Source organism: Marinobacter sp., from assembly GCF_044799475.1.
Classification (GTDB): domain Bacteria; phylum Pseudomonadota; class Gammaproteobacteria; order Pseudomonadales; family Oleiphilaceae; genus Marinobacter.
This window is the reverse complement of the sequence record NZ_CP085217.1, coordinates 1,900,431-1,923,589: the sequence shown is the minus strand read 5'-3', so window position 1 is coordinate 1,923,589 and position 23,159 is coordinate 1,900,431. Positions and strand designations below refer to the sequence as shown.

The 23,159-nt window shown below is 58.4% G+C and carries 21 protein-coding genes and 2 tRNA genes; 17 read left to right on the top strand and 6 right to left on the bottom strand.

All coding sequences use genetic code 11. The features are described from left to right. Positions 1-15: 15 nt before the first annotated feature. The 13 genes from LG327_RS09030 (at position 16) to LG327_RS08970 (ending at position 13,729) form a co-directional block, all read left to right on the top strand. Positions 16-1,782 carry a tetratricopeptide repeat protein gene (locus tag LG327_RS09030; RefSeq protein ID WP_404368688.1) on the top strand — a complete coding sequence of 589 codons (1,767 nt, stop codon included), beginning with the start codon at positions 16-18 and terminating at the stop codon, positions 1,780-1,782. Beyond that, positions 1,779-2,438 (top strand): lipoprotein insertase outer membrane protein LolB, encoded by a 660-nt coding sequence (gene lolB, locus LG327_RS09025; RefSeq protein WP_404368685.1) that lies wholly within the window; start codon positions 1,779-1,781, stop codon positions 2,436-2,438. Before LG327_RS09030 ends, lolB begins: the two co-directional genes overlap by 4 nt. After that, positions 2,438-3,289, top strand: a complete 852-nt coding sequence (gene ispE, locus LG327_RS09020) for a 4-(cytidine 5'-diphospho)-2-C-methyl-D-erythritol kinase (RefSeq protein ID WP_404368682.1) — start codon at positions 2,438-2,440, stop codon at positions 3,287-3,289. Before lolB ends, ispE begins: the two co-directional genes overlap by 1 nt. A gap of 19 nt (positions 3,290-3,308) precedes the next feature. After that, positions 3,309-3,383: transfer RNA gene (locus LG327_RS09015), tRNA-Gln, on the top strand. A gap of 52 nt (positions 3,384-3,435) precedes the next feature. Continuing rightward, positions 3,436-4,380 carry a ribose-phosphate diphosphokinase gene (locus tag LG327_RS09010; RefSeq protein ID WP_404368679.1) on the top strand — a complete coding sequence of 315 codons (945 nt, stop codon included), beginning with the start codon at positions 3,436-3,438 and terminating at the stop codon, positions 4,378-4,380. A gap of 154 nt (positions 4,381-4,534) precedes the next feature. Further along, positions 4,535-5,173 carry a 50S ribosomal protein L25/general stress protein Ctc gene (locus LG327_RS09005; RefSeq protein ID WP_404368676.1) on the top strand — a complete coding sequence of 213 codons (639 nt, stop codon included), beginning with the start codon at positions 4,535-4,537 and terminating at the stop codon, positions 5,171-5,173. Between the two features lie 21 nt (positions 5,174-5,194). Further along, positions 5,195-5,788 (top strand): aminoacyl-tRNA hydrolase, encoded by a 594-nt coding sequence (gene pth, locus LG327_RS09000; protein WP_404368673.1) that lies wholly within the window; start codon positions 5,195-5,197, stop codon positions 5,786-5,788. Positions 5,789-5,872: 84 nt separating this feature from the next. Further along, complete coding sequence (gene ychF, locus LG327_RS08995) at positions 5,873-6,964, top strand: redox-regulated ATPase YchF (RefSeq protein ID WP_404368670.1); 1,092 nt, start codon at positions 5,873-5,875, stop codon at positions 6,962-6,964. A gap of 103 nt (positions 6,965-7,067) precedes the next feature. Next, positions 7,068-7,144, top strand: a tRNA-Met gene (locus LG327_RS08990). A gap of 210 nt (positions 7,145-7,354) precedes the next feature. Continuing rightward, on the top strand, positions 7,355-8,632 hold the full coding sequence (locus LG327_RS08985) for an O-acetylhomoserine aminocarboxypropyltransferase/cysteine synthase family protein (protein ID WP_404368668.1): 1,278 nt from the start codon (positions 7,355-7,357) through the stop codon (positions 8,630-8,632). Positions 8,633-8,758: 126 nt separating this feature from the next. After that, complete coding sequence (gene lipA, locus LG327_RS08980) at positions 8,759-9,793, top strand: lipoyl synthase (protein ID WP_404368665.1); 1,035 nt, start codon at positions 8,759-8,761, stop codon at positions 9,791-9,793. A 129-nt stretch (positions 9,794-9,922) separates the two neighbouring features. Continuing rightward, positions 9,923-11,155 (top strand): methyl-accepting chemotaxis protein, encoded by a 1,233-nt coding sequence (locus tag LG327_RS08975; protein WP_404368663.1) that lies wholly within the window; start codon positions 9,923-9,925, stop codon positions 11,153-11,155. A 39-nt stretch (positions 11,156-11,194) separates the two neighbouring features. Further along, on the top strand, positions 11,195-13,729 hold the full coding sequence (locus LG327_RS08970) for an RND family transporter (RefSeq protein ID WP_404368660.1): 2,535 nt from the start codon (positions 11,195-11,197) through the stop codon (positions 13,727-13,729). An 88-nt stretch (positions 13,730-13,817) separates the two neighbouring features. Here the strand turns inward: LG327_RS08970 and LG327_RS08965 are convergent, their stop codons facing one another. After that, the gene (locus LG327_RS08965) at positions 13,818-14,264 is read right to left on the bottom strand and encodes a Spy/CpxP family protein refolding chaperone (protein WP_404368658.1); all 447 of its coding nucleotides are present in this window, start codon (positions 14,262-14,264) and stop codon (positions 13,818-13,820) included. A 247-nt stretch (positions 14,265-14,511) separates the two neighbouring features. Between LG327_RS08965 and ylqF the strand changes: the two genes are divergently transcribed. From ylqF to fnr, 3 genes are all read left to right on the top strand, one after another. After that, entirely contained in the window at positions 14,512-15,390 is an 879-nt protein-coding gene (gene ylqF, locus LG327_RS08960) for a ribosome biogenesis GTPase YlqF (protein ID WP_404368656.1), read from the top strand. A gap of 128 nt (positions 15,391-15,518) precedes the next feature. Continuing rightward, the gene (gene fabB, locus LG327_RS08955) at positions 15,519-16,733 is read left to right on the top strand and encodes a beta-ketoacyl-ACP synthase I (protein ID WP_404368653.1); all 1,215 of its coding nucleotides are present in this window, start codon (positions 15,519-15,521) and stop codon (positions 16,731-16,733) included. A gap of 139 nt (positions 16,734-16,872) precedes the next feature. Next, positions 16,873-17,619 carry a fumarate/nitrate reduction transcriptional regulator Fnr gene (gene fnr / locus LG327_RS08950; protein ID WP_404368651.1) on the top strand — a complete coding sequence of 249 codons (747 nt, stop codon included), beginning with the start codon at positions 16,873-16,875 and terminating at the stop codon, positions 17,617-17,619. A gap of 54 nt (positions 17,620-17,673) precedes the next feature. Here fnr and LG327_RS08945 read toward each other — a convergent pair whose 3' ends face one another. Further along, a complete protein-coding gene (locus LG327_RS08945) occupies positions 17,674-18,552 on the bottom strand; it encodes an SDR family oxidoreductase (RefSeq protein ID WP_404368648.1) in 879 nt (292 codons plus the stop codon). Between the two features lie 206 nt (positions 18,553-18,758). Here LG327_RS08945 and LG327_RS08940 point away from each other — a divergent pair, with 206 nt between their 5' ends. Beyond that, entirely contained in the window at positions 18,759-19,124 is a 366-nt protein-coding gene (locus tag LG327_RS08940) for a hypothetical protein (RefSeq protein WP_404368645.1), read from the top strand. Positions 19,125-19,139: 15 nt separating this feature from the next. On the opposite strand, the gene alr is transcribed toward LG327_RS08940, so the two are convergent. The 4 genes from alr to LG327_RS08920 all read right to left on the bottom strand — a co-directional run bounded on the left by alr (position 19,140) and on the right by LG327_RS08920 (position 23,147). Next, on the bottom strand, positions 19,140-20,213 hold the full coding sequence (gene alr / locus LG327_RS08935) for an alanine racemase (protein ID WP_404368642.1): 1,074 nt from the start codon (positions 20,211-20,213) through the stop codon (positions 19,140-19,142). After that, entirely contained in the window at positions 20,213-21,610 is a 1,398-nt protein-coding gene (gene dnaB / locus LG327_RS08930; RefSeq protein ID WP_404369318.1) for a replicative DNA helicase, read from the bottom strand. The genes alr and dnaB overlap by 1 nt, the downstream gene beginning before the upstream one ends. Positions 21,611-21,813: 203 nt before the next feature. Further along, on the bottom strand, positions 21,814-22,260 hold the full coding sequence (rplI, locus tag LG327_RS08925) for a 50S ribosomal protein L9 (protein WP_404368639.1): 447 nt from the start codon (positions 22,258-22,260) through the stop codon (positions 21,814-21,816). Positions 22,261-22,280: 20 nt separating this feature from the next. Then, entirely contained in the window at positions 22,281-23,147 is an 867-nt protein-coding gene (locus LG327_RS08920) for a hypothetical protein (protein WP_404368636.1), read from the bottom strand. Positions 23,148-23,159 lie beyond the last annotated feature (12 nt).

Here is a 23,159-nt window from a genome sequence, read left to right as displayed (position 1 = left end):
ACTTCAGGATGTAACATGCACAAATCCGCCTTCTTGTTGTTAACCGGCATGCTTGGACTTGCCCTGACCGGCTGCGCCGGCATGATCGAAGACCGGGCTTCCGAACCGGCAGCCGGCGAGCAGACTCCGGTCAGCACGGTAAAAACGGCAGAACCCGGAGAGCTCCCGGAGTCCGGAGCCGGCTATGGAGAATTTGAGCCAGAGACCCTGTACCTGTTGCTGGCCGCGGAAATTGCCGCCCAGCGGGGCCGCTACGATGTGACCCTGGTCAATTACGTCGAGGCCGCCATGCAGTCCCGGGATAGCGGCGTCATTGAGCGGGCGATGCGAATTGCCCAGTCCCTCAATGCCGACAATGCCCAGCGTCAGCTCTCTGAACTGTGGCTTGAAACCGATCCTGACAATCTGGAAGCCCATCGCGTCGCTGCGATCCAGCAGATCAAGAAGAATAATCTTGAGGCCGCACTCCAGCACATGGAAACCATCCTTGATCTGGGCGGGGATGCAGATTTCGACAGTCTGGCCGCCATGGCTGCCAACCTGCCGCCAGACGATCAGCAGGAGTTGCTTGGGCTTTATCAGGCTCTGGAGGACCGGCATCCGGAAAACCTCGAGATCCAGTACAGCATTGCCCTTCTCCTCAAGGTCACCGGCAAGCCGGGAAAAGCCCTTGAGCAGCTGAATCCGCTGCTGGCCGAGCATCCGGATTTCCAGCCCGGACTGGTTCTCAAGGGCGATCTCCTCTACGAAACCGGCGAGAAGCAGGAAGCGCTGAGGCATCTGCTACAGAACACCCGGCGCTACCCGGATAATCGCCAGATGGGCACCCTTTACGCTCGCATGCTGATCGGCGAAGGCGAATTTCAGGCCGCGCAGGACGAATTCGCGCGGCTGATCGAACGGTTCCCGGAAGTGCCCGGCCTGAAACTCTCCCATGCTCTGGTGGCCCTTGAGAATGGCGAAACCGGCGTAGCCCGGGAAGATCTCACCCGGCTTATTGAGCAGGGCCACCACGTCAATGCCGCCCACTACTATTTGGGGCGTATCGCGCAGGAAGCCGGCAATATCGAGAACGCCATCGAGTACTACCAGAAAGTAGAGGAAGGACGCCACTTCTTGCCTGCCCTGGAACGCCTCAGTGCACTCAGGGTCGAGACTGGCCGGGTCGATGAAGCCAGGGAAGCCGTGGCAGAACTGCGCAAGCGCAATCCCGACAGGGCGGAGACTTTCTGGCTCATTGAAATCAACCTGCTGCTGGATGCAGACAGGCGGGAAGAAGCACTGGCAGCCGCCAACGAAGCTCTCGAATCCTATCCGGACAACATCCGCATTCTGTACGCCCGCGCCATGCTGCTGGACAGCCTGGGACAGCTGGATGCCGCGGAACGGGACCTTCGCCGGATCATCAAACTGCAGCCGGACAACGCGGTTGCCCTCAATGCCCTCGGTTACATCCTGACCACCCGGACCGATCGCCTGGAAGAAGCCAGGGATCTCATCGAACGCGCCCTGCGGATTGACCCCGACAACCCGGCAATTCTGGACAGCATGGGCTGGGTGCTGTTTCAACAGGGCGAAACAGACCGTGCGATAGACTATCTCAGGCGGGCCTACGAGGCTTTTCCGGACCCGGAAGTCGCAGCCCATCTTGGCGAGGCGCTCTGGGTAGACGGACAACAGGAACAGGCCCGGATTATCTGGCGGCGGGCCATGGAAGAAAACCCTGAGGATGAGCTTATTCCCGAGACCATTGAGCGCCTGCAGGTGGAGATGACCCAGTGACCGGCTCCCGCTCAGCGATATGGCTTCGCGGGACATGGCTGGCGCTGGCAGCGCTGGTGCTCGCCGGCTGCGCCGCAAAACCACTGGAGCCACTTCCCGAGGGCCTTACTGAACAGCCACCCGAAGACTGGAGCCAGCGACAGCAGGCCCTCCTGGCCTTTACCCACTGGACGCTGACGGGCAAGCTCGCTGTCCGCCAGGGGGAGGACAGCGGTTCTGCGGTCATCAACCGCTGGACACAAAGGGGCGCCAGCTATGAGCTGTCCCTGTCCTCCGCCTTCCTTGGCATGGGCCACACCAGGCTTTCAGGGGTACCCGGTTATCTGGAGCTCACCCTGCCGGATGGCGAAACCTACCGTTCCAGCGATCCTGATGCACTCACTGAGGCAGCGACTGGCTGGCAACTTCCCCTCGACAGCCTGGTGTGGTGGATCCGGGGCCTGCCGTCGCCAGCAAGTAATTTCCGTCTGCTTTTCGACGACCAGGACAGGCTTGCGGTCATTTACCAGCAGGGTTGGGAAATACGTTATGACCGATGGCGGGAATTTGTGCCCGGGAAGCCCGAGCTTCCTGCACGAATCAACGCCCTGAAGGAGGACAGACGGGTGAGAGTGGTGGTGACCAGCTGGCAGACCCTGGATGCTGAAGGCCGGTAATGCTTATCCTCCCCTCCCCTGCCAAGCTCAACCTTTTCCTTCACATCAATGGCCGCCGTCCCGACGGCTACCACGAGCTTCAGACCCTGTTTCAGTTTCTGGACTACGGCGATGAAATTGGGTTCGAACGGCGGGGCGATGGCCACATTCTGCTTGAAAATTCGCTGGACGGGGTGCCCGACAGCGATAATCTGATCATCCGGGCTGCCTGCCTGTTGCGGGCCTCCACCAGCCTGCCTGTGCCGGGGGTGAAGCTGTCCCTGATCAAACGCCTGCCCCTGGGCGGCGGCCTGGGTGGGGGGAGCTCCAATGCCGCCACCACCCTGCTCGGACTCAACCACCTCTGGGCGCTGAACAAATCCATCGATGAGCTTGCAGACCTGGGGCTGGAGCTGGGCGCCGACGTGCCTGTGTTCGTTCGCGGCTTCGCCGCCTGGGGGGAAGGCATCGGCGAAAAACTGACGCCGGCACAGCCTCCGGAGGACTGGTATGTGGTTCTGAAGCCCCCCTGCAACATCAACACCGCCCTGATTTTTTCCCGGCTGGACTTGACAAGGGACACCCCGCGAATCAAAATAGCGCCCGCTTTTGAGGGAGACGCCTCGAGGTACCGAAATGACTGTGAGGATGTAGTTTGCAGACTGTATCCCGAGGTTCGGCAGAGCCTGGAATGGCTGGCAAAATTCGGACCTGCAAGATTAACCGGAACCGGGGCTTGCATATTTGGACGTTTCCCAACAGAATCCAAAGCCCAAAAAGTCCGGGCACGCAAACCTTCCGGCATCACCGGGTTCGTAGCTAAAGGGGTGAACCATTCACCTCTACACAAAAAGCTGACTGAGCTGAAATGATGCCAAAAGAGCAAGATACTGGGGTGTCGCCAAGTGGTAAGGCAACGGGTTTTGATCCCGTCATGCGCAGGTTCGAATCCTGCCACCCCAGCCAATTACCCCCCGCTACTTCTGAATCCAACACCGAAATCGAAAAGGATACCCTCGTGTCCAAATTGATGATCTTTGCCGGTAATGCCCATCCGGAACTGGCCAAAAGCATTGCCCAGAAACTGCACATTCCCATGGGCCAGGCCACCGTCGGTAAGTTCAGTGATGGCGAGACCACCGTTGAAATCAACGAAAACGTCCGCGGTCACGATGTGTTCATCATCCAGCCCACCTGTTATCCGACCAACGATAATCTGATGGAACTGATTGTCATGGCCGATGCCCTGCGCCGGGCCTCTGCCACCAGAATCACGGCAGTCATTCCCTATTACGGCTATGCCCGTCAGGATCGCCGGGTCCGCTCCACCCGGGTTTCCATCAGTGCCAAGGTGGTGGCGGACATGATCACCAGTATTGGCATAGACCGCGTGCTGACCGTGGACCTTCACGCAGACCAGATTCAGGGGTTTTTCGATATCCCGGTGGACAACATCTACGCCACGCCGGTCATGCTGGAAGATATCGAAAAACAGCGTTTCGAGAACTTCATCGTGGTGTCACCGGACGTTGGCGGCGTGGTTCGCGCCCGTGCCGTTGCCAAGCGCCTTGATGATGCGGACCTCGCCATCATCGACAAACGCCGGCCAAAAGCCAACGTATCCCAGGTCATGCACATCATCGGTGACGTCAGGGACAAGACCTGCATCCTTGTGGACGACATCGTCGACACTGCAGGCACCCTGTGCAAGGCAGCCAACGCCCTGAAAGAGCATGGCGCGGCCCGCGTGGTGGCGTACATCACGCACCCGGTGCTCTCCGGCCCCGCGATTGACAACATCAATGCGTCACAGCTTGATGAACTGGTTGTCTGCGACACCATTCCACTGGATGACAAAGCGGCCAACTGTGATAGAATCCGCCCCCTCGGAATGGCGGACCTGCTCGCTGAGTCCATTCGTCGCGTCAGCAACGAAGAGTCAATCAGCGCACTGTTCGAATAAAGATCCATTTTCGCCAGCATTCAGACCGGGAGCCTCTTCAGGCTCCCGGTCTGTTTAACACGCCGGAAACAGACGTTTTTTATCCGGCAACACCAGAGAACCACCTGCAGTGTACTTGGTCGCGAGTCCTTCAGGTGTCAATGAGGTACATATCATGGCCCAGGAATTTGTAATTGAAGCATTCGCTCGTGGCGATCAGGGGAGAGGTGCGAGCCGCCGCCTGCGTCGCGAGGAACGGAAAATCCCGGCAATCATTTACGGCGGAAGCGGAGAAGCCGTATCGATTTCCATCTGGCACAACGAACTGAAGAAAGCGCTTGAAAATGAAGCCTTCTTTTCGCACGTTCTGACCCTCGATCTGGAAGGCAAGAAGGAATCCGTCATTCTCAAGGACCTTCAGCGCCATCCTTACAAGCCTCTGCTGACCCACGCTGACTTCCTGCGTGTAGACAAGGATCATGAGATCCACGTCAACGTCCCACTGCACTTCCTGAACGAAGACTCGGCACCGGCGATCAAGCTCCAGGGTGGCGTGCCGCTGCACCAGATGACCGAAGTGGAAGTCATCTGTCTGCCCCAGAACCTGCCGGAGTTCATTGAAGTGGACATGGCCAAGGTCGAAATGGATCAGGTCCTGCACCTGAGCGACCTGATTCTGCCAGAAGGCGTTCGTGTTGCTGCACTGCAGCAGGGCGCAGATCACGACCTGCCGGTCGTATCAATTCACAAGCCCCGCGGCGCAAGAACGGATGAAGTCGGCGAGGAAGGTGAAGAGGAAGAAGGCAAGGAGTAATCACTCCGGGGGTGACGGCATATGGCACAGCAGATCTTCGTGGTGGTGGGCCTGGGAAATCCCGGCAACGACTATGAAAATACCCGCCATAATGCCGGCGCCCTTTTTGTCGAAGCGCTGGCCCGCACTGCGGGCCAGACTCTCCGTCCGGAGAAGAAATACCACGGGCTTTATGCCCGTATCCATTGGCAGGGCCTGGACCTGCACCTTCTGAATCCTTCCACGTTCATGAATCGCAGCGGGCTCGCTATCAAGGCACTGGCTGATTTTTTCAAAATCCTGCCTGAACAGATCCTGGTGGCCCACGACGAGCTTGATCTTCCCCCCGGCACGGCGAAGCTGAAACAGGGCGGCGGCCATGGCGGGCACAATGGTCTAAGAGACACCATTGCCCATCTTGGCAGCAACAGCTTTTACCGCCTGCGTCTTGGCATTGGCCACCCAGGTGACAGCCGCCAGGTGACCAACTACGTCCTGGGCAGGCTTGGCAAACGGGAAACGGCGGATCTGGACGATGTCATTGATCAGGCCATCCGGGTTTTACCTGACGCGGCCACCGGCAACATGGCCCGCGCCATGAATGCACTGCACACCTTTCAGCCTGAAAACCGCTGATCCCGTTCGCGCCAGAGCGGCCACACCGGTATAATTCCGCTTTTCGCATTTTCATTCAGTTTTCGCATCCAGCAGAGGCTTTTCATGGGTTTCAACTGCGGCATCGTCGGCCTTCCAAACGTCGGCAAATCCACCCTGTTCAACGCACTGACCAAGGCCGGCATAGGTGCCGAGAACTTTCCGTTCTGCACCATTGAGCCCAACGCCGGGGTTGTTCCCATGCCGGATCCACGGCTGAACAGGCTCGCCGAAATCATCAAACCCCAGCGGGTCATCCCGACCACCATGGAGTTTGTCGACATTGCAGGCCTGGTAGCCGGAGCGTCCAAAGGCGAAGGCCTCGGCAACCAGTTTCTCGCCAACATTCGGCAAACCGATGCCATTGCCCATGTGGTTCGCTGCTTCGACGACAGCAACGTCATTCACGTGGCCAATAAAATTGATCCGGCCGCTGACATTGAGGTGATTAATACCGAACTCGCGCTGGCGGACATGGACACCGTCGAAAAAGCCATCAAGCGGGTTCAGCGGGTCGCAAAAAGCGGTGACAAGCTAGCCAAAGCCCAGCTGGAAATATTTGAACAGCTGCTGCCCGTGCTCAACGAAGGCAGACCGGTGCGAAGCATGGACCTCAGCGATGAGCAGCGTAGCCTGATCCGCGAGCTGTGCCTGCTGACCATCAAACCCACCATGTACATCGCCAACGTCGATGAGAATGGTTTTGAGAACAACCCGTACCTGGACACTGTGCAGAAAATCGCCGAGAGCGAAAATGCGGTCGTTGTGCCCATCTGCAACAAGCTGGAAGCTGAAATTGCCGAACTGGAAGACGACGAAAAATCGATCTTCCTCGAGGAAATGGGCATGGACGAGCCGGGCCTGGACAGGGTCATCCGCGCCGGCTACGGCCTGCTGGACCTTCAGACCTATTTCACGGCCGGACCCAAGGAGGTGCGGGCATGGACCGTCCGTGTGGGTGCAACAGCGCCCCAGGCAGCTGGTGTGATCCACACCGACTTTGAGCGCGGCTTCATCCGGGCCGAAGTGGTCAGCTACGAGGATTTCGTCAAATACAACGGCGAGGCCGGGGCCAAAGAGGCCGGCAAATGGCGTCTTGAAGGCAAGGACTATATCGTTAAAGACGGTGACATTATTCATTTCCGATTCAACGTCTGATTATTTCACCGCATTTGGCCATGGCACCGGCCAGGGCCTTGACACACACCCGTGAAATAATGAAAATACGCGCCTCGTTTGGGACCAGTTTCCCGATCGATGTGGCAAGGTAGCTCAGTTGGTTAGAGCACAGCACTCATAATGCTGGGGTCGGCGGTTCGACTCCGCCCCTTGCTACCAGTATTGCAAAAGCCCGGCTCGCAAGAGTCGGGCTTTTTTAATGCCCGGAAACATCGGAGTTGAACCGACGAAGGCGGTTTGGCCGGAGCATGCAACCTGCACATCCCTTGATGATTACCTTTTTTACAATTTGATCGACGTGGCATACTTGTCGGGCTGCCGCTGTAAGCGACTACATTCTTCCCCGTGACCTGACAAGGAATCAGAAAAATGAAGCTGGAAACACTGGCTCTACACGCCGGCTTTAGTGGCGACCCCACGACTCACGCTGCCACTACGCCCATTTATCAAACGACTTCTTACACCTTCGACGATACACAGCACGGGGCCGATCTTTTCGATCTCAAAGTCCAGGGCAACATCTATACCCGGATCATGAACCCGACCAATGCGGTACTTGAGGAAAGGATGACCCAGCTGGAAGGTGGAATCGGAGCGCTGGCTGTTGCTTCCGGCATGGCCGCCATCACCTATGCCCTTCAGACCATTTGCCGCGTTGGCAGCAACATTGTAAGCACCGGCCAGCTCTATGGCGGCACATACAACCTGTTTGCCCATTCGCTCCCCAATCAGGGAATCGAATGCAGATTTGCCGGGCACGATGACTTCGATGCGGTGGAAAAAGCCATCGACGACAAGACCCAGGCCCTGTTCTGCGAATCCATCGGCAACCCGGCTGGCAACGTCGTGGATATCCAGCGCTGGGCGGAAATTGCACACCGCCACGGCATTCCCCTTATTGTCGATAACACCGTGGCTACCCCTTTTCTCTGCCGACCCTTTGAGCACGGAGCGGATATCGTCGTTCACTCACTGACCAAGTACATTGGTGGCCACGGCACCACCGTGGCTGGCGTCGTAGTGGACTCAGGGAAGTTTGACTGGGCAGCCAACAGGGAAAGGTTTCCAATGCTCAATGAGCCGGACCCTTCCTACCATGGCGTCGTGTACACCGAAGCACTGGGTGAAGCTGCCTTCATCGGACGCTGCCGGGTGGTCCCTCTGCGCAACACGGGTGCAGCGCTGTCTCCCTTTAACGCATTCTTGATCATGCAGGGTCTTGAGACCCTTGGCCTGCGCATGGAGCGGCACTGCCAGAATGCTGAGAAGGTGGCGAATTATCTCGCAGATCATCACAAGGTCTCCTGGGTCAACTATGCCACCCTTGAAGACAGCCCCTATCGCGAGACCTGCGAGAAAATCTGCGGTGGCCGCGCTTCGGGCATCCTCAGCTTTGGCATCATTGGCGGACGCGAGGCGGGCGCCAGATTTATTGACGCGCTCCAACTGATCTACCGGTTGGTGAACATCGGGGACGCCAAGTCCCTGGCCTGTCATCCGGCCACTACTACGCACCGCCAGCTCAGCCCTGAAGAGCTCAAAAGCGCTGGTGTGAGCGAAGATCTGGTGCGCCTGTCGATCGGCCTTGAACACGTGGACGATATTCTGGCCGATATCACCCAGGCCCTGGATGTGGCTACCGCCTGATGCCTCCCGGCCAGGACAAATGTCCTGGCCGGGAATACCAGTGTTTCCCCGTATGCGCCTTGTATCACCGCCGCCACGCCATTACCCTTGAGGGTATTATCCCTTCACAATGAGAGTCCGGTTGTCATGAGCGACAGCGCCAAGCCCCGCATTATCAGTGGTTCCAAATTCCGCAACGAGCATGGCTTTTCTGCCATCAAGGATGGCCAGAAGAAATCTGCCCATGCCGAGACTCCTGTGGAGCGGAAACCCAGGTGGCTGCGCGCCAGAATGCCGGGGGGCGAGCGTTTTGAAGCAGTGAAACGCAACGTTCAGGACCACAAGCTCAGCACCGTCTGCCAGGAATCCCATTGCCCCAATATTGGCGAGTGCTGGAACAACGGCACCGCCACCATCATGGTCATGGGCTCCGTCTGCACCCGGGCCTGCCGCTTCTGTGCGGTGGATACGGGCAATCCCAGGGGCTGGCTGGATCATGACGAGCCGGAAAATACCGCCAAATCCGTCGAACTAATGGGGCTGCGTTATATTGTCCTGACCTCGGTGGACAGGGATGACCTTGAGGATGGCGGCGCGGCGCACTACGCAGCCTGCGTCGCGGCCATCAAGGAGCGGGCTCCGCAGGTTGCTGTGGAGGCCCTGACCCCGGATTTTGATGCCGTGATGGAGCATGTTGAACGGGTTGTGGATTCCGGGCTGGATGTATTTGCCCAGAATGTGGAAACCGTAGAGCGCCTGACCCATCGGGTGCGGGATCCCAGAGCCGGTTATGACAAGACTCTCAGTGTACTGGCTCATGCGAAACGCTACCGCCCTGATGTATTGACCAAAACCAGCCTGATGCTGGGCCTGGGCGAAACCGATGAGGAGATACTGGCCACCATGGATGACCTTCGGGCCATTGGCGTGGATATCCTTACTCTGGGCCAGTACCTGCGCCCCACGCCGAATCATCTGCCGGTGGAGCGTTATGTAACCCCCGAAGAATTCAACCGTTACCGTGATATCGGTCTGGCAAAGGGCTTCATGGAGGTTCCCTCGGGGCCCATGGTCCGGTCGAGCTATCGGGCCGACAGAGTCTTTGAAAAAAACAATCTGGGCCTGCCCGTGCCAGCTGTGCCCGCAAAAGCGGAACAGATTCCCGTTAAGAGCCTCGACTGAGCAGACGGACATACCGTCTGTCGAAAACCCGGTCCGGTATGATCCACCGCAAGGAAAACCTGCTGCTCCGATGCTATTCTGACCAGGCCTACCAACCCCCCCTCTTTTTATGGCTGACATGGGTCCTTCATGCTGAACCTGCTCAGAAATGCGCGTCTCAAATATAAATTCTGGCTGCTTAATATTGTTGTTCTTGCGGTGCTTGGGCTGCTGGCACTTTACGCCATGCAGCAGATTACCAGTGCCACCGGCGATTCTTTTGCCAACGTATTCCATGCCCATGCCGCCGGTTTTGCGGCGGTGGTGGCCGGCCTGATGATCCTGGAAATGGCCGGGTCGCAGTTGCTGATCTCGTTCATTGAACGGCATGTCAACCGGCTCAGGGACACCATGGTTTCGGTGCAGTCCTCAGGTGATCTGTGCGAGCGCGCCATGGTCGATTCCAGTGACGAGATTGGCCAGATGGGCCTCGCTTTCAATGCCATGCAGGAACGCACCATGAGCGTGGTCAGCGGCATAAAAGAAGCTATTTCAAGACTCCAGGCGGAAGCAGGAGAGCTCTCTGCGGCCGCCGAAAAGCGGCGTCACGATCTCGAGCGCCAGCAGGCCGGAGCCGACCGGTCTGCTGAAGTGGTGGAAAGCATGCTGCGCAGTTTCGCAGGCATAGCGGAACAGGCAGGCATGGCGCGAACCCTCTCCCAGGAAGCCCGTCTTTCAGCGGTCCAGGGGGAGGAGCAGGTTGCCCGCACAGCCAATTCCATTCAGGAGCTTGCGGGGGTGATCCGGGCTTCTGCTGAGAGCGTCCAGGCACTGGCAGAAAACAGCCAGGAAATCAGCCAGTCGGTGGCCGAGATCAAGGGTATTGCTGAGCAGACCAACCTGCTGGCACTGAACGCCGCCATTGAGGCTGCCCGCGCCGGAGAGCAGGGCCGCGGATTTGCCGTGGTAGCAGATGAGGTACGCAACCTGGCCCAGCGGGTCCAGGATTCCACCAGTCAGATACAGAACACTATTGATCGCCTGCTGGCTGCCATGGAGGCCAGCGTGGACCAGATGACAGGAAGTTCGGAAAGCGCCAGCCGCTGCGTCGACGAGGCCAATGAAGGCCGGAGGGCGCTGGAGGCGATAAATGCAGTGGTAACCAGGATAACCCAGGCCAATGAAGACATAGCCAGCGTTTCCGAGGAGCAGACCTCAGCCACGGACGAAGTACGGCTGAACGTTCAGGGAATCCGCGACACCACCCAGCAGATGGTTACCCAGCTTGCCGACAGCGCCGACATGGCGCGGAGACTGCGCGCTCTGGTGCAGGAACTGGAAACCTCTGCCGCCCGGGTTTCTGTGGGAAGCCAGAGCAACTGACAGGCTTCTCCCCTGCCGGACTCCATTCCGGCAGATTCTGTGGCAGACTGCACCCTGATTCAGAACCAGATGGCTACAACCTTCATGACTACCGCTGCCTCTCTCTATCGCCGGGTGATACTTGCCCACCCGGCTGCTGTATTGATCGCATTTGCACTGCTTCTGGTACTTGCCAGCCTCCGCCTGGACCAGTTCAGGCTGGACGCCTCGGCCGAATCGCTGGTACTGGAGGACGACCGCTCCCTTGAGCAGTACCGCATGGTCAACCGGCGTTTCGCCAACTCGGACGACTTTCTGATTGTTACCTATACGCCGGCCGGTGAGCTTTTCACTGAGCAGGCCATCGGTCGGCTCAAGTCCCTTCGCAACGAACTTGCGGAACTTGAGGCGGTCGGCTCAACCAACAGTATCCTGAGTGTCCCCCTGCTCTACAGCGCCGACCTGACTCTGGATAATGTAGAAGAGGAACTCCGCACCCTCGATGACGACGAGGTGCCCCTGGATACTGCCCGTCAGGCGCTGCTGGAAAATCCCCTCTACCCGGATCTGCTGATCAGTGAGGACGGCAGAACCACCGCCATCCAGGTCAACCTGCCGACTCCGGATCGATACTATGAGCTGCTGAATGAGCGCAATGACCTGCGGGACCGGGCCGACTCGGGCAATCTTGCCGAATCCGGTCAGCAGAAGCTCGAACAACTTGAACAGGAATTCATTGATCTCAAGGAGCGCCTGATAAACCGCCAGGACAAGACCATCACCGAAGTGCGGGCCATTCTGGAGAATTATCGGGAAGACGCCGAACTCCATCTGGGGGGAGTGCCGATGATTGTTGCCGACATGATCAACTTCATTGAGAGCGACCTGGCCACGTTTGGTATCGGCGTACTGCTGTTCATGATCCTGACGCTGGCGGTAATCTTCCGTCAATGGCAGTGGGTCGTTGTTCCACTGCTGTGCTGCACGTTTACCGTGTGGCTGGTAACCGGTTATCTGAGCTGGACGGACTGGCCCGTCACGGTGATCTCATCGAATTACATTTCGCTGCTGTTGATCATGACCCTGTCACTGACCATTCACCTGACCGTGCGCTATCGGGAGTTCCAGCATGAGGACCCGGAAGCCGATTCCCGGGAGATCGTCATGCGCACCGTCAGTGCAATGATCAAGCCCTGCTTTTTCATGGCCATTACGACCATCGTGGCCTTCGGCTCCCTCACTTTCAGCGGGATCCGGCCCGTCATGGATTTTGGCTGGATGATGACACTTGGTCTGGCCCTCGCATTCCTGATCGCCTTTCTCGTTTTTCCTCCCATGCTGATTCTGGTTTCGCCGCCAGCGACAGACCTGCCTGCAGATGAGGGGCGCGCTTTCACCCGGATCTTTGCAACGCTCACCGAACGCTTCGGCAAGCCGGTGCTGCTGACCTCCCTCGTGCTGGCAACGGTGTTCACCCTGGGCGTCAGCCGTCTGTCAGTTGAAAACAGCTTTATCGACTACTTCAAGTCCGACACTGAAATCCATCAGGGCATGATAATCATCGACAACAAGCTTGGCGGCACATCGCCGCTTGACGTGATCATCACGGACGAGCCTGCGCCCGAAGGGAGTGGAGGCGACCCTTTCGCCAGTGACTGCGACCCATTTCTTGAAGACTGTGAGGAACAGGAGACATACCGGGACACCTGGTTTACCCACCAGAAGATGCAGGAGCTGGAAAAGGTTCATGAGTATCTGAACGGACTGGAAGAAACCGGCAAGACGATTTCAATTACCACCACGCTACACCTGCTGGCCCAGGTCAATCAGGGACAGCCACTGGATCCGGTGCAACTGGCGTTCGTGCCGGCTGCACTGCCCCCGGATCTGGAGAAGATACTGCTTGATCCCTATATCTCGGAAGAGCATGACCAGGCACGCTTCAGCATCCGCCTGAGGGATTCCTCTCCGGATCTGAAACGGGATGCTCTGCTTACGGAAATCCGCCAGCATCTGACAGAAGATCTGGGCTACGAGGAGGACAGGATTCTGCTCACTGGCATGACAGTGATGTACAACAATATGCTGCAAAGCCTGTTTGATTCCCAGATCAAAACCCTGGGTCTGGTGTTTCTGGCCATCAGCATCATGTTCCTGGTGCTCTTCCGGTCCCTGAAGCTGGCATTTATCGGGATCGCACCCAACCTGCTTGCGGCCGCCAGCGTGCTGGGCCTGATGGGCTGGCTGGGAATTCCCCTGGACCTGATGACCATCACGGTCGCCTCCATCACTGTCGGCATCGCCGTGGACGATACCATCCACTATCTCCACCGCTTCCGTGTGGAGTTTGACCGGGACAGGGATTATCTGGCCACCATGCACCGCTGTCACCAGAGCATTGGCCGCGCCATGTTCTACACGTCGCTGACCATCATAATGGGCTTCTCGATACTGGTGCTGTCCAATTTTATCCCCACCATCTACTTCGGCCTGTTTACCGGCTTTGCCATGGCTGTAGCTCTGCTCGCATCATTGACCCTGCTGCCCGGGCTGATTGTTCTTGTTAAACCCTTTGGCGAGCCTCAGGAGAGCTAATGGCGGGGGCAGCTTGCGACCTGCCGGGGTAGCCACAAAAAAGCCGCCCTGAGGCGGCTTCGTACTGACACGACTGAGGCCGGAGGCCTTACTGTGGCATGCCCTGCTGCTGTTGCTGCTGCATCTGCTGCATCTGTTGCTGCATTTGCTGCATGCGCTGGTTCAGCTTCTCCCGCTGCTCTTCGGTGAACACCCTGTCCACTTTCGCCTGCATCAGTGTGGAGAGGGCGGAAATTTCACCGGTCAGCTCGCCCAGCTCCTCGGCTTCCCTGCGAATGGCCTCTTCATCGAAATCCGGTTGGACGCGGCCCTGAAGCTGCTGCTGAAGCTGCTGTGCCTCGACCTGCAGCGCCTGGATCCTGCTTTGCATGTCATCCAGAATGCCCCGGATCTCTTTCTGCTGCTCGTCGGTCAGGCCGACGATTTTGGCCAGCTGGTCCACCTGATCCCCCTGGGCCGGTGGCTGTTGCGCCATGACTGGCAGGCTCAGGCCGAGGGTGAGGATAGTTGCGCCAACAAGTTTGCTGAGTTTCATGGGTATCTCCAGGCTGTAGGATTGTTTTATAACGTGTTAGCTGTACACCCTAAAACAAATGACCAGATAATTTCACCCCGCTGAAGCCTTATTTGCAGCACATGCATGCGGGAACTGCAGCCAGGCCCGCTCCATGGCCGCGGCGAAGCCCAATGTGAAAATTTATTCATTCGCGTCCATAATGGCGCGATTCCATGCTGATCCTTCATTATCAGCAACGTTCAGCACCACATACGGAGCGCCCATCATGGCGATCAACTGGTTTCCCGGCCATATGCACAAGGCCCGCAAGGAAATCAAAAAAGTAATGCCCCAGATGGATCTCATTATCGAGGTTCTCGATGCCCGCCTTCCTTTCAGTAGCGAGAACCCCCTGGTTCCCGCTCTGCGACAGGATACGCCCCTCATCAAGGTGCTCAATAAACGGGACCTGGCGGATCCGGAAGTCACCCGCCAGTGGCAGGAGTCGATGGAGCGCGACAAGGGAGTCCGGGCTATTACCCTGACCCATAATCAGCGTGGCGAAGCGCTGGGGATCCTGAAGCTTGCCCGGGAAATGACTGCCCACCGCAACCTTGAGCGCAGCGCCCTCAGGGTGATGATCCTGGGCATTCCCAATGTCGGAAAATCCACGCTGATCAACACCCTCGCCGGCCGACCCATTGCGAAAACCGGCAATGAGCCAGCGGTAACCAAAGCCCAGCAGATAATAAAGCTGCCTGATAATATCCTGCTCTATGACACCCCCGGATTTCTCTGGCCCAAGCTGAGCCCTGCAGCCTGCGGCTACCGCCTTGCAGTGTCGGGAGCAATCCGGAGCGCCGTCATTGAGTACGATGATGTCGCCATGTTTGCCGCCGAATACCTTCTCCGGGCCTACCCTGAGGCCCTGAAGAGTCGATACGGGCTGGACCCTCTGCCCGCCGATGGCCTGGCCGTGCTTGATGCCATTGCTTCCCGGCGCAACTTCTTCTCCCGCGGGGGTGTGCCGGATCTTCACAAGGTCTCCGAGGTGCTGCTCAATGAACTGCGCTCCGGCAAGCTCGGTCGGATCAGCCTCGAAACACCAGTGATGGTCGCCGCGGAGGCCCAGGCGGAGGAGTCAGAAAAGCCGGCCCCCGGATAATTCCGGCATCGGGATCCTGCCCCTTACCAAGGTCAAATACACTCTGATAACAAAAGTCCCTACACTGGACCGAATGAATAATCATGAATTCTGTCCGTCCCGAGACGGATAGCAGTCAGGAGGTGTGTATGAGACGGGTTGTCATCACCGGAATGGGTATTGTGTCCTGTCTGGGCAATTCCACCGATGCGGTACTGGAGAGTCTGAAGAACGGCACCTCTGGCATCCGTTTCAACGAGACGTACCGGGACAAAGGGTTTCGCAGCCAGGTCTCCGGTTCGGTGGATGTGGATACCACGGCCATCGACCGTAAGCTCCGGCGCTTCATGGGACAGTCGGCCATGTACAGTTACCTGGCCATGCAACAGGCCATTGAATCTGCTGGCCTGACTCCGGACCTGATCTCCAATGACCGGACCGGCATCATTGCCGGCTCCGGCGGCGCCTCGTGTGCCAGCCAGGTCGAAGCCATAGATCTGATGCGGGAAAAAGGCGTCAAACGGATCGGCCCCTACATGGTGCCCCGCATCATGACTAGCACCGTCTCAGCCTGTCTGGCCACTGCGTTCCATATCCGGGGCGTGAACTACTCCATGTCTTCGGCCTGCGCTACCAGCGCCCACTGCATCGGCCACGCCATGGAGCAGATCCAGCTCGGCAAACAGGACATGGTATTCGCCGGCGGTGGTGAAGAAGAGGACTGGAGCCTGACCATGCTTTTTGACGCCATGGGGGCGCTTTCCACCAAGTATAATGATGCTCCCCACACTGCCTCGCGCCCCTTTGACAGTGGCCGGGACGGTTTTGTCATCGCAGGTGGCGGTGGCATGGTGGTGGTTGAAGAGCTGGAGCATGCCCGCAGGCGGGGCGCCAATATCATCGCCGAACTTACCGGCTACGGTGCCACCTCCGATGGCCACGACATGGTGGCACCCTCCGGCGAAGGCGCCGTGCGTTGCATGGGCCAGGCCATGTCGACCGTGAAGAGGCCCATAGATTACATCAATGCTCACGGCACCAGTACGCCCGTGGGCGACGTTGCGGAAATGGGGGCAGTGAAAACCGTGTTCGGCGAGCATATTCCGGCCATTTCGTCCACCAAATCCCTGTCCGGCCACTCCCTGGGGGCCGCCGGTGTCCAGGAGGCCATTTATTCACTTCTGATGCTCAAACACAACTTCATTAGTGGAACCGCCAATCTGCACTCCACCGATGCCAGAATCGCCACAGACATCCCCATTGTCGGGCCCGAAGCCAAAACTGCCCACCTGGAAACCGTTATGTCCAACAGCTTTGGCTTTGGTGGAACCAATGCCTCTCTGGTTTTCCAGAACCTCTCGTGATCCGGCCCTTCGGAGCTGCCGGTTATCCGCGCAGCTCCGCCTGTTGTGGTGGATGCTTACATGGTTTCGCTTGGCAAGACGCTCCGGGGCCATTAAGGTATATATTTGACATGTATCAACTCCACCGCGGAAAAATCCCATGGGCCAACCGATCGCCAGAAGCCATCCGTCAGCACTCAAGGCATCCTGCCACTCCTGCAGCCTTAGTGAGCTGTGCCTGCCTATCGCGGTAGGCGCCTCCGACATTGATCGCCTGGAAGACATTATCCAGCAGGGCCGGTCCTTCAGCCGGGGAGAAACCGTATTCAAACAGAGTGAACGGGCCCGCTCCTGCTTTGCCGTACGTAGCGGGGCCATCAAGACCTCGGTCGTCAACCACAGCGGTGAGGAGCAGGTGACCGGCTTTTTCCTGCCGGGTGAAATCATGGGGCTGGACAGCATCAGCGATGACCGCTACGCCTGTTCGGCCTTTGTCCTGGAGAGAACCAGTGTCTGCGAGCTGCCCATCTCGCACCTGGAGGAGCTGTCACGGAAACTGCCCAGTCTGCAGCACCATTTTTTCTCACTGATGAGTTCGGAAATACGGCATAGCCAGCAACACGCCATGCTGTTGAGCAGGAATACGGCCGAGGAGCGGATTGCTTCCCTGCTGCTATCCCTGTCTTCCCGCTTCGAGCGCCGGAAACTGTCGCCAACCCGGTTCACCCTGCCAATGGCCCGCAACGACATCGCCAATTTCCTGGGGCTGGCAGTGGAAACCGTGAGCCGGGTCATGACGCGTTTTCAGGGACAGGGCCTGATACAGGCAAAGGGAAGGGAAATTGAGCTTCTGGATCTCACAGCATTACAGGAAATAGCGCTGACCTTCGCGCGCTGCCGACCCTGAGGATGCATGCCCGGAAGCACCTGAGTGCTCCTGTGGGCGCGTTTTCAGGAAAAGTCAGCTCACCGTTTCATCCACCGGAGAGAGCGTGTGATCCTGGCGCAACAGCGCTGCCTCTGCTTCCAGTCCGCTGCGCCAAGGCAGCTGTTTGATGCCAAAGGCGTTGCGTATCCTGGTGCAGCCCAGCGTGGTGTTCTCCGGCTCCAGGGCTGCCCATTCCGGGACCTCATCGACCACCCTGACATTCTCAGGCATTCCCGGCATGGCCAGGATCGCCAGCCCCAGATCGTACTGGGAAACCTCTTCCGCCCCCGCATACTGATAGGTTCCCCAGACTTCGGCTCCACAGTCCATCTGAAGAATCACGGCTGTTATCACCCGGGCAAGATCATCGGACGACACAGGCTGGCCACGATGTCGGCTCGACAACGAGAGCGTATTCAGGGCACCCCCAAGTCGCTGGACCTTGCCCAGAAACCGACCCAGGCTCCAGCCTGTCCGCAGGATCAGGTGGCGTGGCAGAAGAGTCCGGATTGCCTGCTCGCACTCCCATTGCCAGTTGCCCAACTGACTGAAAGGCTGCCCGGGATTGGAGGCGATATACGCACTCTGCTTGCGACCGTCAAAGACATAGGCCGTCGACAGCTGCAACAGGGCCATGGAATGCTCGCGGGCGTGTTCGGCCAGCGCTATGGGCAGCGAGAAGACAGCCTGACGGGTAGCCTCGGGATCTTTCTCTGCTGCCTCGGGGTCGGCCAGCCATAGTGCGTTGACGATCAGATCCGTGTCGTCCGGAATCCAGTCAGCCAGCACGGACAGCTCCACGTTTTCCGGCTCACTGACAAGCAATGGGCTGATGCGTAGAGAGGTCTGCTTCAGGCGTTCCAGCAGGGCCCGGCCAAAGGGGCCATAATCATGTACAACAAGGACATTCACAGCGCGTCTGTCACTCCGCGTTTAACAACAGGATTTCCCGGCCACCAGTCTCCGGCTGGCGCCCGGATGCTCTGACTCTATTTGTATCACTTATCTGACAGTTGCGCATTCAGATTGAAGCCAATGGCTGAATACGCATGCGGACTACAATAGATGGCTCATGAAAGGATGTGCCGACAGATGAGCATACAACAACAGGACCATTTATGCTTAAACAACAAAGTCATATCGTTGCGCCTATCTCCGATCAGCTGAAAAACCGGGCGTTTTACACCGTAGCCGAGCTGCGGGAGCGCGGCACCGCCGACAAGGCTGCCATTGATCAGCTTTACGAACTCATTGTAGATCTGACAGAGGCCGGGCTGGACTTCTATTTCATGGAGCCGCTACGGAGGCTTCATGCCAGCAGCATGATGATGGGTATGGCCAGAATGGGTATTGGCAGCATGCTGAAAGGGAGCAAAATGGTCATTCACAAGGTGCTCAAAAAACTGGATGACCGCAGCATGAGCGACATTCTGGACTTCATCGAGGAGATCATCTGCGAGCCGGAAGCCGAGCCTGCAGACTGAACGGCGCCAGGGCCATCAGCCAGTGTAGACTCTCGGCACCCTCGCCGTGACGCCTGTCAGAAGTTCATAGGCAATGGAGCCGGCCGCGCCCGCGACTTCATCGATTCCCACGGTCTGGCCCCAGAGTTCCACCGGATCCCCCGGTCGGGCGTGAGGGACTGCCGACAGATCCACTGCCAGCATATCCATGGAAACCCTGCCAAGAAGGCGAACCCTGCGGCCATTGACGGCCACAGGGGTGCCTGTCCCGGCATGACGGGGGTAACCGTCGCCGTAGCCGACGGCCACTATGCCCATGGGCGTTGCTTTATCGGCCACCCAGGTGGCGCCATAACCAACCGTCATGCCCGCCTCAAGTACGCGCACCGTAATCAGCTCGGATTCCAGGGACATTACCGGCTTCAGCCCCAGCTCAGGTCCGGTGGCATGAAGCATCGGCGTGCCACCGTAGAGCATGATACCGGGGCGGCTCCAGTCGAACAGAGGCTGCCCCGAACGAAAGTGGGCAGCCGAGTTGCCGACACTGAGAAGCAGATGGGGAAATTCTGCACCCGCGGCCTGGATTGCCCGGGTCTGAACTTCAGTGAAACCATCTTCCCGGTCGTCGGCACAGGCAAAGTGGGTCATCAGGCCGCGAACAATAACGCCCGCTTTTTTCAGCTCTGCCATCAGGGCGGGCAGACGGGCCGGGGGGAAACCCAGACGATTCATGCCGGTATTGAGCTTGAGCCAGATGACGGGGCGGGAACCATCTTTGGTGAGCCAGTCTATTTGCACCTGGTCATGGAGCACCGGCTCAAATCCCTGGGCCTGACAGACCGCCAGGTCCTCGCCGGCGTGAACGCCTTCCAGCATGATCACCGGATGCCTGAGACCCGCCTGGCGAATGCTCAGGGCCTCCTCAAGACAGGCTACGGCATAGCATGGCGCCTCATCGGCCAGTGCGCGCGCCACGGCAGCAATGCCATGACCGTACCCATCGGCCTTGACCACAGCCATGGCCTCGCCCTTGCCTACAAGCTGCCGCGCGATGCGGTAATTATGGCGAAGTGCGGAAAGGTCAACTCTTGCCCGGGTATGTCGGGGCATCAGTAGTCCCCACCATAATCGCCGTGGGCAAGGTCCTCAAATTTGGTGAACTTGCCGATAAAAGCCAGACGGACGGTTCCTATGGGACCATTCCGCTGCTTGCCTATGATGATCTCTGCAATGCCCTTGTCCTGGGTGTCCTCGTTATACACTTCGTCACGATAGACAAACATGATGACATCCGCGTCCTGCTCGATGGCCCCGGACTCCCGGAGGTCGGAATTCACCGGGCGCTTGTTGGGCCGCTGCTCCAGACTCCGGTTAAGCTGGGAAAGCGCCACCACCGGGCAGCTCAGTTCCTTCGCAAGGCCCTTCAGGGAGCGGGAAATCTCGGAAATTTCCGCCGTGCGGCCTTCGGTACTTCCCGGGACCCGCATAAGCTGCAGATAGTCGGCCATGATCAGACCCAGCCGGCCGTTATTTTCCCTGGCGATGCGACGGGCCCGGGAGCGCATTTCCGTCGGGCTAAGACCGGGGGTATCATCAATGTAAAGCGGCTTGTCCTTGAGCAGACTGACGGCCGAAGTCAGTCTGGGCCAGTCATCCTCTTCGAGCCGGCCACTGCGCATGCGGCTCTGATCGATGCGGCCGAGGGAGGACAGCATACGCATGACCAGAGCATCGGCCGGCATCTCCATGCTGAATACCAGAATGGCCTCCTCGGAACTCAGCAGCGCATTCTCGACAATATTCATGGCGAAGGTGGTCTTGCCCATGGATGGGCGGCCAGCCACGATGATCAGATCCGATGGCTGCATGCCTGACGTCCACTCATCAAGATCCTTGAAGCCGGTTGTCAGGCCGGTAATGGAGTCCCCGGACTCGAAGAGCTGTTCGATCCGGCTCAGCGCCTTGGTGAGGATCGGATTAATAGCCTGGGGCCCGGATCCGTGCTTGGTCCGGGACTCTGCAATACGGAAAACATTGCGCTCGGCCTCATCCAGCAACTCGTCACTGTTTCGCCCCAGCGGGTTGAAGGCGGAGTCGGCAATATTTCCCGACACCTCAACCAGTTGCCGCATGATCGAACGCTCACGGACGATCTGGGCGTAGGCCTTGATGTTCGCCGCCCCTGGCGTTTTCTCGGCCAGCTCGGCAAGGTAGGACAGGCCGCCGGCGTCCTCGATATCGCCTGCACGCTCAAGGAACTCCGCGAGGGTAACCACGTCCAGGGGCTCACTGTCCCCTGCCAGACGCTCCGCCGCGCCAAAGATCAACCGATGGCCCTGACGGTAAAAATCGTCCGCCGTGATTATCTCCGACACCTCGTCAAACCGGCGGTTGTCGAGCATAAGACCACCCAGGACCGCCTGCTCCGCCTCTATGGAATGAGGAGGAACCTTGATCCGGCTGGTTTCACTGTCGGTCTGGGAAAGCTTCAGATTCGGGTTTGCCATGACTGCTTCTTCGGTGGTTTCACTGCCTGAATACTGGCCATCGCCTGGAGGTGGCCCAGCCATACTGATCCCGCAAGCATATCAGAAACAAACAGGCCCGGAAGCCGCTGTTGCGACTCCGGGCCTGTTTCTCCCCCTCCTTTTCCCTGGGGCAAGAAGAGAGGGAATCATCAGATCACGCCGGCGAACCGGTCATAGCCGGATTATTCGGCTACAACTGTGACCTTGATCTCTGCCGTTACATCAGAATGCAGCTGCAACTGGATGTCGTACTCTCCAGTCATCCGCAGCGGACCTTCCGGCAGGCGAACTTCGCTCTTGTCGATTTCCGTGCCGGTGGCGCTTACTGCGTCAGCGATATCACGGGGACCGATAGAACCAAACAGTTTGCCTTCGTCACCAGCTTTGGAGCTGATTGTGACCGAAGCACCGTTAAGGGCCTCGGCACGCGCCTGAGCCTGTGCCTGCTTGTCTGCCGCAGCCTTTTCAAGCTCCGCCCGACGCTCTTCAAATGCCTTTACATTGCTTTCCGTTGCCGGTACGGCTTTGCCGTAGGGCATCAGGAAATTGCGGCCATAGCCGGACTTTACTTTAACCTTGTCACCCAGGGATCCCAGGTTTGCCACTTTTTCGAGCAGAATAACTTCCATCTCGTTAACCTCTTCGCGCTTTATTCAGCTGGTCCGGCAGGCCTGATTCGCCCCCGTATATCCAGCCAGCTATCCACAAATGCCAGTACAACCAGTAACAACAACAGACTCGGACCAAGAATCAGCAGTGCTATATAAAAAATCACCAGCCACTGCGTGCCCATATTCCGAAGACCAACGACGCCGTGCACAAGGGCTATGGCAGCAACCACCATCGGGAAGCCCGCAGCCCAGACCACCAGCACCGGGTTCAGCCCCAGCAGAGAGCCACCCACCATGGCCAGCACACAGACAATGCCCGACGGCCCGGAGAGCCTGAAAGCATGAAACTCCTCCCGGAAACCGCCGGGGTTGTAGAGCTTTGCCTGCCAGGAGCGGGCCAGCATCGTCAGAACCACCCCGGCCACCAGGAATGTACCGGCCATGCTGGCATTCATGGTCTGACGGATGACCGGCTCCAGCTGATCTCCGAGTTCCCTGGCCACCTCAGCGTTATACTGCTGATAGAAGGAAACACCGGTCTGCACCAGCTGCTCCAGCATCGCCGGATACATCACCGGCAGCAGCAGGCCAATCACAATGGTCATGACACTGGCCGTCAGCAATGCCCGCTCCCAGGAACCCCGGGTACGCAGAATGGCCGTCATCACCACCACTATCATCAGAACGGCCAGCGACGTGGGGTCTCCCCCAACAGTCGCCCAGCCCAGCGCCGGTAATAGTGCCCAGATGCCAATATTGACACCCTGCCTGAGGCCAAGCCTCAGTATTACCAGACCGATGACGGCGGCTCCGATCCAGAACAGCAGGGGTATCGCCATGGTGACGACGGATACGCCGGCCGCCTGCAGGGGACCGCGCATTACAAACTGTGCCAATGCACGCATGGTCCCGAGTCC

Bases quoted from the DNA above. Each gene is read 5' to 3' on its own strand.
- dnaB (WP_404369318.1), bottom strand. From the start codon at position 21,610: ATGGCAAACCCGAATCTGAAGCTTTCCCAGACCGACAGTGAAACCAGC.
- LG327_RS08975 (WP_404368663.1), top strand. From the start codon at position 9,923: ATGCTGAACCTGCTCAGAAATGCGCGTCTCAAATATAAATTCTGGCTG.
- lipA (WP_404368665.1), top strand. From the start codon at position 8,759: ATGAGCGACAGCGCCAAGCCCCGCATTATCAGTGGTTCCAAATTCCGC.
- pth (WP_404368673.1), top strand. From the start codon at position 5,195: ATGGCACAGCAGATCTTCGTGGTGGTGGGCCTGGGAAATCCCGGCAAC.
- ychF (WP_404368670.1), top strand. From the start codon at position 5,873: ATGGGTTTCAACTGCGGCATCGTCGGCCTTCCAAACGTCGGCAAATCC.
- LG327_RS08940 (WP_404368645.1), top strand. From the start codon at position 18,759: ATGCTTAAACAACAAAGTCATATCGTTGCGCCTATCTCCGATCAGCTG.
- LG327_RS08985 (WP_404368668.1), top strand. From the start codon at position 7,355: ATGAAGCTGGAAACACTGGCTCTACACGCCGGCTTTAGTGGCGACCCC.
- LG327_RS08965 (WP_404368658.1), bottom strand. From the start codon at position 14,264: ATGAAACTCAGCAAACTTGTTGGCGCAACTATCCTCACCCTCGGCCTG.
- rplI (WP_404368639.1), bottom strand. From the start codon at position 22,260: ATGGAAGTTATTCTGCTCGAAAAAGTGGCAAACCTGGGATCCCTGGGT.
- fabB (WP_404368653.1), top strand. From the start codon at position 15,519: ATGAGACGGGTTGTCATCACCGGAATGGGTATTGTGTCCTGTCTGGGC.
- LG327_RS09030 (WP_404368688.1), top strand. From the start codon at position 16: ATGCACAAATCCGCCTTCTTGTTGTTAACCGGCATGCTTGGACTTGCC.
- ylqF (WP_404368656.1), top strand. From the start codon at position 14,512: ATGGCGATCAACTGGTTTCCCGGCCATATGCACAAGGCCCGCAAGGAA.
- ispE (WP_404368682.1), top strand. From the start codon at position 2,438: ATGCTTATCCTCCCCTCCCCTGCCAAGCTCAACCTTTTCCTTCACATC.
- fnr (WP_404368651.1), top strand. From the start codon at position 16,873: ATGGGCCAACCGATCGCCAGAAGCCATCCGTCAGCACTCAAGGCATCC.
- alr (WP_404368642.1), bottom strand. From the start codon at position 20,213: ATGCCCCGACATACCCGGGCAAGAGTTGACCTTTCCGCACTTCGCCAT.
- LG327_RS08920 (WP_404368636.1), bottom strand. From the start codon at position 23,147: ATGCGTGCATTGGCACAGTTTGTAATGCGCGGTCCCCTGCAGGCGGCC.
- LG327_RS09005 (WP_404368676.1), top strand. From the start codon at position 4,535: ATGGCCCAGGAATTTGTAATTGAAGCATTCGCTCGTGGCGATCAGGGG.